Genomic DNA, 5,986 nt, shown 5'->3' on the forward strand with positions numbered 1-5,986 from the left:
CCACCGCCCCCGGACGCAAGGGCGCGGCCCCCGCAGGCCCTCGCCTCCCTCTACCGGCGGGTGTGCGAGACGGGCGACGTCGTCTCGGCGATGCACCTGCTGGTGACGGCCTCGCTCGCCCTGCCCTCCTTCGGGCCCGCCGACGCCTCCCGGCACGAGCTCGCTCCGGTCACGCTGGCCGGAGGGACCGGCGGTCCCGCGCTCGTGTGCTTCCCCGGCTTCACCCCGCACCTGGGCAGGCCCTGGTACGCCGCGCTGGCCGCCTCCTTCGCCGGAGAGCGGGAGGTCCTCGAGGTCCGGCACCCCGGGGTCGCCCACGGCGACGCCGTCCCGCGCGACTGGCGGACCCTCGTGGACCTGCACGCCGCTACCGTGCGCAAGCGCCTGGGCGACCGCCCGTTCGCCGTCCTCGGCTACTCGATGGGCGGCTATCCGGCCCACTCGGTCGCCGCGCGGCTCGCGGCGACGGGCACGCCGCCGGTCGGCCTCGTCATCGCCGACACCTACCACGTCACCCCGGACCGCGAGGACGAGCCGTGGCTGCTCGGGATGCCCGCCCGTCTCCCCCTCCGCCTGGGCGAGCGGTTCGACGCGGTCGTGGACGACATGTCGATGGCCGCCCTGGGCGCGTACACCCGTATGGCCCGCGGCCGGCATCCGGAACCGACGGCCGTCCCCACGCTGCTGATCCGCGCCCGGGAGCCGCTCCCACCCGTGCGCGCGGGCAGCGCGAGCGAGACGCGGGGGGACGGCTCCCGGCGGGCGTCCTGGCCCGCGCCGCACACCGCCGTGGAGGTGCCCGGAGACCACTGGTCCCTCTTCGAGGAACACGCGCGCACGACGGCCGACGCCATCCGGGCCTGGCTCGCCGCGCAGGCGTCTTCCGGTGCCTAGCCCGCGACCGTCAGGACGCGCCGGTGCGGCCCGCGGGCCGCACCGCCTCGTCACCCTCGACGTCCAGGTGCGGCAGGACCCGGTCCAGCCATCGCGGCGTCCACCAGGCGCGGCGGCCGAGGAGGGTCATCACGGCGGGCACGAGGAGCAGCCGGACGACGGTGGCGTCGATGAGGACGCTCACGGCCAGGCCCAGGCCGAGCATCTTGACCACGATGTTGTTGCTGGCGATGAAGGCGGCGAAGACGCTGACCATGATGAGGGCGGCGCACGTGATGACGCGTGCGGTGATTTCGAGTGCGTGCGCGACGCTGCCCTTCGAGTCGGCCGTGCGCAGCCACGCCTCGTGGACGCGGGAGAGCAGGAAGATCTCGTAGTCCATGCTCAGTCCGAAGACGATGGCGAACATCATCATCGGCACGTAGCTCTCGATCGGCACGGTGCCCGACACGCCCAGGGCCGGGCCGCCCCAGCCCCATTGGAAGACGGCGACGACCACGCCGTAGGAGGCGGCGATGGACAGGACGTTGAGGACGGCCGCCTTGAGGGCCACCAGGATGCCGCGGAAGACGGTGAGGATGATGAGGAAGGCCAGGGCGACGACGGTGGCGATGATCAGCGGCAGGCGTTCGGAGAGGATGTCGAGGAAGTCGACCTGCGCGGCGGTCGTGCCGGTCACGTAGCCGTGGGCGGCGGTGCCGGACACGGCCTTGGGAAGGGTGTCGTCCTTGAGCCGGTTCACGAGACCGGTCGTCGAGGCGTCCTGCGGCGCGGCGGCGGAGAAGGCGGTGGCGACGAGCACGTCGCCGTCGGGCGTCGGCTTGAGCGGAGTGACGGTGGCCGCCCCGGGGACGTCCGTCAGGGCCTTCGTGGCGTTTCCCGCCAGTGCGGGGCGGTCGGCGGCGGGTACGCCGCTCTGGTCGATGACGACGGTCAGCGGGCCGTTGGCGCCCGGTCCGAAGGCCCGGGCGGTCAGGTCGTAGGCGCGCCGGTCGGTGAAGCTCGTGGGGTCGGCGCCGTCGCCGATGTGGCCGAGCCGGATGGAGAACAGCGGGACGGCCAGGACCGCGACCACGACGACGCCGGCGGCCAGGAACCACCAGGGCCGGCGCTCGACGCGCTGCGCGTAGCGGTGCCAGGAGCCGTGCGCCTCTTGAACGCCGTCCGCGTCCGTGCCGGTGGTGCCTTCCGCGACGGGAGTGCGTACGCGCAGGGTGTCCATGCGCTTGCCGATCAGGCCCAGCAGGGCGGGGACGAGCGTGAGCGCGCCCAGGACGGCGGAGACCACCGTCACGGCGGCCGCCGCGCCCAGTTTGCCGATGAACGACACGCCCGAGACGGTCAGGCCGACCAGCGCGATGACGACGGTGCATCCGGAGACGAGGACGGCACGGCCGCTGGTGGCCACCGCGCGCGCCGCGCTCCCGGCGGGGTCCATGCCGTCCATCAGGTGCTGGCGGTGGCGGGTGAGCAGGAACAGGGCGTAGTCGATGCCCACGCCCAGCCCGATCATCGTGGCGAGCGTCGGGGAGACCGTGGCGAAGGTGAAGGCCGCGGCCAGCAGGGACAGCACGCTCAGGCCGATGACGACGCCTGCGAGCGCGGTCACCAGCGGTACGGCTGCGCCGATGACGCTGCCGAAGCCCACCAGAAGGACCACGATCGCCACACCGAAGCCGATGATCTCGCTGCTGCGGTCGTCCGGCTCCGGCCGGGCGAGCTCGCCGAGCGGTCCGCCGTACTCCACCTGCACCCCTGCCGTGCGCAGCGGTTGCACGGCGTCGTCGACGCCGTGCAGGTACGGGGGGCCGAGAGTGGAGGGCGGGGCGTCGAACCGGACGGTGAGGTAGGCGGTCTTGCCGTCGTCGGACAGCGGTCCGGTGTTCGGGGTGCCGGCCGGACGCGGAGGGGGCGGCGGCGTGCCCGGTGGCGGGAGGGGGTTCTGCGCGGACAGCACGTGCGGGAGCTTCCGCAGGGCGGCGACCGTCCGGTCGACCTGCCCGCCGAAGGATGTCAGGGGCTTCGCGGCGTCGTGGAGGACCACTTGCCCGCTGTAGCCGCCTGCGGCCGGGTCGTGCGCCTTCAGGACGTCGAGGCCGTCGTGGGACTGGGTGGAGGGCAGCGAGAAGTCGTCGGAGTAGTCCCCGCCGAAGGCCCGCTCCAGGGCCTGCGCACCGCCGAGCGCGGCGAGCCACAGGACGATGACGACGACGAAGTGCCGGGCACACCAGTGCCCGAGCCGCCCGAGCAGCCCGCGCGGGGGCGGCGGTACGGTTTTCGCTGCGGGTCCGGTGTTCGATGCCGGCGGGCGGGGCGGGGGCACCCTGCCATGGGAAACCAGCGGAAGGGAAACGGCACGCTGTCACGGAAGAACGGGTGAACGGGTGAACGGTGCACCCGGGCATACGGGCTGCGGGCGTGCAGGGAGGCATCGGGCCGGTGACACGATGGCCTCATGGCCCCTCACCCGTTGCTGGACATCGCTGAACTCCCCTCCGTGGAGGCGCACCTCGAACGCATCGGCACGGTCTTCACCGCCTTCCGGGAACAGGACTCGGGGTGCGTGTCCTACGGCGTCCGGCTCCCCGGCGGGGAACGGTGGTTCGTCAAGGAAGGCACCACTGGCGGCGCGCGGCGCTCCCTCGACCGGGCATGGGCCTTCCACCGGGCCGTGAGGCATCCGGCGATCGTGCCGCAGGTGCACCGGATCGCCGTGCGCGGCGGCAACCGGGCGGTGGTCATGCCGTGGCACGAGGGCGAGGTCCTCTACCACCCCACCGCCGGCGGCGCCGCGGACCGGACCGCGCCGGGCAGTGCCATGGCGCGTTTCCGGGCCCTGCCGCTCGCTCCGGTCATGCGCGCGTGGGACCGGATCCTGAGCGCGCACCTCGCCGTGGAGGACGCGGGCCACGTGGCGGTCGACTTCTACGACGGGGCGCTGCTGTACGACTTCGCCGGCGGTGTCATGCGCCTGGTGGACCTCGACGAGTACCGCCCGGGCCCCTTCGTCCTGGAGGAGGACCGGTTGCCGGGCTCGCGGCGGTTCATGGCGCCGGAGGAGTTCGAGCGCGGTGCGACGATCGGCGCCCGTACCACCGTGTTCGCCCTCGGGCGGGCCGCGCGGCTGCTGCTGGACGCGGGGGACGAGGAACGTGCGTGGCGGGGCAGCCCGGCTCGGCTCGACGTGCTGCACCGTGCCACGCAGGCCGACCCCGGGCGGCGTTTCGCGTCGGTGCGCCGGTTCGCCGCGGCCTGGGCTGCTGCCGGCCGGTGAGGCCGCCGGGCCGCACGCGTGCCGTCCGGGGAGCGCGTGAACGCCCCCTCTGCAAAAGAGCGTTCGGCCGCAGGACACGCGCTCGCGTTTACGCCGACCTGCGGGGCGCCTGCCCTATGGTGGTGCCCGTGGGTGGGGTTCTGGGCAGAGCCGGCTCCTGTGGGAGCGGGAGTGTGGGTGTCGGGCTCGGCGGCGGGCCCGGACGGGCCGTCGGGGGCGCGGCGGTCCTGGCCGTCGGCGCCGGCTGTGCGGGGGCCTGGGCCTACGGGCGCACGGGCGCCACGCAGGCGGACGTCCTGCGCGATCTGGCGGTCGGCTGGACGTACGCCGGCGCCGGGCTGATCGCCTGGTGGCGGCGCCCGGCCAACCGCACGGGGCGGCTGATGGTGGCCGAGGGCGTGACGTGGTTCGTCGGCAATCTGCAAGGGACCAGCGTGCCGGCGCTGTTCGCGCTCGGCGCGTGGTGGGAGGCGCTGAACCTGGCCGTGCTGGCGCACCTCCTTCTGGTCTTCCCCTTCGGCCGTCTCACCACGGTTCTCGCCCGGCGCGTGGTCGCCGGTGCCTATCTGCTCGTGGCGATCGGCGGGCTGGTGCGCGTGCTCACCTTCGACCCGTCGGCCCACCGTGACGCGACCTACCTCACGTGCGCCGACTGCGGCCCCAACGCACTGCTGTTCCGGCCGGGACGGGAGTTTTTCGAGGGCATCGACCTCGTCTACCGGTGGACGGGCGCGCTGCTGATCGTGGTGGTCGTCGTCGCGCTGGTGCGCAACTGGCGGGCGAGCAGCACCGCGCGGCGCCGGGCGCTGCTGCCGGCGTGGATCGCGCTGCTGGTCGCCCTGGCGCTGGTGGGCTGGGAGGTGCTGTACGTGGCCGCGCCCGGCCTGCTGGGGCCCAGTGCGTCGACGCCCGCGCTGCTGTCGGACCTGAGCGAGGCGGCGGTGCCCGTGACGTTCCTGGTGGGGCTGTTACGGATGCGGCTGCGGCGTGCGGCGGTGGGCAGCGTGGTGATCGAGGTGGGCGCGGACCCCACGCCGCGGCGGCTGCAGGACGTCCTGGCGCACCTGCTGGGCGATCCCTTGCTGCGGCTTGGCCTGTGGTCGCAGACGGCAGGCGGCTACCTCGACCCGGCCGGGCGGGTGCTGCGCGGCCCGTACCCGGGGTCGGGCAGGAGCGTCACCGCGGTGGACGGCCGGGAGCGGCCCTCGGCGGTGCTGGTGCACGACGCGGCCCTGGGCGAGGACCCGCAGTTGCTGGCCGCTGTGGGCGCGTCGGTCCGGCTGTGCCTGGAGAACATCCGGTTGCGGTCGCAGGCCGCGGCACGCGGGCGGGAGTCCCGCGCGGTCGGCTCCCGCATCCTGGAGGCGGCCGACCGGGAACGACGACGCCTGGAGCGGGACTTGCACGACGGCGCGCAGACCCGGCTGGTCTTCGCCCTGATGTCGCTGCGGCGCCTGGACGCGCGGCTCGCGGACGCGGAGGACGGCGGGCTCCGGCACACGGTGGCCGAGACCGACCGCACGCTGCGCATGGCGCTGGAGGATCTGCGGGGCATCGCCCGCGGCATCCATCCGGCCGTGCTGACCCGGGAAGGGCTGGGCCCGGCGGTGACCGCGCTGGCGGAACAGGCGCAGGTGCCGGTGGTGGTCTCGGTGGAGGACCGGCGCTACCCGCCGCTGGTGGAGTCGACGGCCTACTTCGCGGTGTGCGAGGCGCTGTCGAACGCGGCCAAGTACGCGCAGGCGCAGGCGGTCAGCGTGTCGGCACGGCAGTGCGAGGGGCTGCTGGTGGTGGAGGCGGTCGACGACGGGGTGGGCG

At 74.3% G+C, this 5,986-nt stretch carries 4 protein-coding genes; 3 read left to right on the plus strand and 1 reads right to left on the minus strand.

Annotated elements, in window-relative coordinates; translation table 11 throughout:
* Positions 1 to 894, plus strand: an 894-nt coding sequence (locus ACSNOG_RS31585; RefSeq protein ID WP_436756135.1) for an alpha/beta fold hydrolase, incomplete at its 5' end; no start/stop codon positions are given.
* A 10-nt stretch (positions 895 to 904) separates the two neighbouring features.
* Here the strand turns inward: ACSNOG_RS31585 and ACSNOG_RS31590 are convergent.
* Positions 905 to 3,217, minus strand: a complete 2,313-nt coding sequence (locus ACSNOG_RS31590) for an MMPL family transporter (protein ID WP_436756136.1) — start codon at positions 3,215 to 3,217, stop codon at positions 905 to 907.
* A 132-nt stretch (positions 3,218 to 3,349) separates the two neighbouring features.
* Between ACSNOG_RS31590 and ACSNOG_RS31595 the strand changes: the two genes are divergently transcribed.
* Positions 3,350 to 4,168, plus strand: coding sequence for a serine/threonine protein kinase (locus ACSNOG_RS31595; protein WP_436756137.1), 819 nt, complete (start codon positions 3,350 to 3,352; stop codon positions 4,166 to 4,168).
* A 173-nt stretch (positions 4,169 to 4,341) separates the two neighbouring features.
* A partial coding sequence (locus tag ACSNOG_RS31600; RefSeq protein ID WP_436756138.1) for a sensor histidine kinase occupies positions 4,342 to 5,986 on the plus strand: 1,645 nt, incomplete at its 3' end.

The organism is Streptomyces sp. URMC 124, assembly GCF_051386455.1.
GTDB lineage: Bacteria > Actinomycetota > Actinomycetes > Streptomycetales > Streptomycetaceae > Streptomyces.

What these genes read in the sequence shown, in the direction of transcription:
- ACSNOG_RS31595 (WP_436756137.1), top strand. Translation starts at nt 3,350, where the DNA reads ATGGCCCCTCACCCGTTGCTGGACATCGCTGAACTCCCCTCCGTGGAG.